2 protein-coding genes and 1 pseudogene are annotated in these 1,223 nt (G+C 72.0%); 1 reads left to right on the top strand and 2 read right to left on the bottom strand.

Annotation, left to right across the window (positions count from 1 at the left end; genetic code table 11):
* Positions 1-337: pseudogene (locus BGO37_RS17790) on the bottom strand (MFS transporter); the annotation flags it as partial.
* 57 nt (positions 338-394) lie between these two features.
* On the opposite strand from BGO37_RS17790, the gene BGO37_RS17785 reads away from it, so the two are divergent.
* Positions 395-940, top strand: coding sequence for a transcriptional regulator (locus tag BGO37_RS17785; protein WP_291757178.1), 546 nt, complete (start codon positions 395-397; stop codon positions 938-940).
* A gap of 19 nt (positions 941-959) precedes the next feature.
* On the opposite strand, the gene BGO37_RS17780 is transcribed toward BGO37_RS17785, so the two are convergent.
* Positions 960-1,223 (bottom strand): TetR family transcriptional regulator C-terminal domain-containing protein (locus BGO37_RS17780; RefSeq protein WP_291757176.1); only part of this gene is annotated, 264 nt, incomplete at its 5' end.

Genomic DNA, 1,223 nt, shown 5'->3' with positions numbered 1-1,223 from the left:
TGAGCACCCCGACCTCGAACTCGTTCGCGTTCAGGAGCACGACCGCGAGGACCGGGATCGCGAGCATCGAGATCTGCTCGCCGAACTGGCTCAGAGCCTGCCCCGACCACATCGTCAGGAAGTTGCGGTCGTGCCACAGCGACCCCTTGGGCGCCGGCGGGGTCGCCTCGGGAGTGCGGTCCGCCTCGGTCGCCTCGGCGGCGTCGCCGGGGGAGACGGGGAGGGATGCCTCGACCCGCGCCTCCGCGACGGCGGCGTCGGTGACCTCCGCGGCGGCCGCGGTGTGCGGCTGCCCGCCAAGCGGGCGGTCGGCGGGAGAGGCATCCGATTGAGACATGTCAATCAGTCTCGACCCACCGATTGAGGAATGTCAATCACTCGCTACGATGTCGTCATGAGCCCCGCCGAGAACGCCGCGCCGGTGCCCGTCGCCGACGCCGAGGAGGATGCCCGTGACCTCGCGCGCGGGCGTGCGCTGAGCTCGCCGACGCGGCTGCGGGTGCTGCGGCTCTGCGCGTTCGACGCACGCACCAACAAGGAGCTCGCGGAGCTCCTCGGCGTGAACCCCGGCACGATGCTGCACCACGTCCGCACGCTCGTGCAGACGGGATTCCTCGTCGCAGAGGAGGAGCGGGTGGGTGCGCAGGGCGCGCGCGAGGTGCCGTACCGCGCCACCGGCCTGTCGTGGGGGACGTATGTTCCCGACCAGACCTCCGTGCTGATGGAGACCGTGCGTCAGCAGCTGCGAGGCGTCGATCCGGAGGCCGTGCAGATGTCCTGGCTGGGCCTCCGGCTCAACGCCGCGCACAAGGAGGAACTCGAGGAGCGGCTGTACGCGCTCGTCACGGAGTTCAAGGAGCGCGGCCCCGACCCCGACGGCGACGCGTACTCGCTGGTGACCGTGCTCCACCCCGACCTGAACCCCCGCGCGGGCGGCTGACGGGGGCTACGGCACGGCGCTACGGCACCTCGACGGTGAGGATGTCGCGCAGCCGCGCGCGCAGCCGCGCCGGCATGTCGACGCGCTCGGGCTGCAGCAGCCACTGCACCTGCAGCCCGTCGATGAGTGCGAAGAGGTCGATCTCGAGGCCGTCGGGCTCGACGTGCGGACGCAGGAGGCCGCGCGCCGCGAGGTCGTGCACGGCCCGCCGCATCCAGCCGCGTGAGCGTTCGTAGCGCTCGCGGAAGTATGCGTGCGCCGGGTGGGCGGGGTCGGATGCCTC

This window comes from Cellulomonas sp. 73-92, from assembly GCF_001898175.1.
Lineage (GTDB): Bacteria > Actinomycetota > Actinomycetes > Actinomycetales > Cellulomonadaceae > Cellulomonas.
Note: the sequence above shows the minus strand (reverse complement) of the source record. Positions and strands in the feature narration are given on the sequence as shown.

Excerpts from the sequence above, each read along its gene's own strand:
- BGO37_RS17785 (WP_291757178.1), top strand. The coding sequence starts at position 395 with ATGAGCCCCGCCGAGAACGCCGCGCCGGTGCCCGTCGCCGACGCCGAG.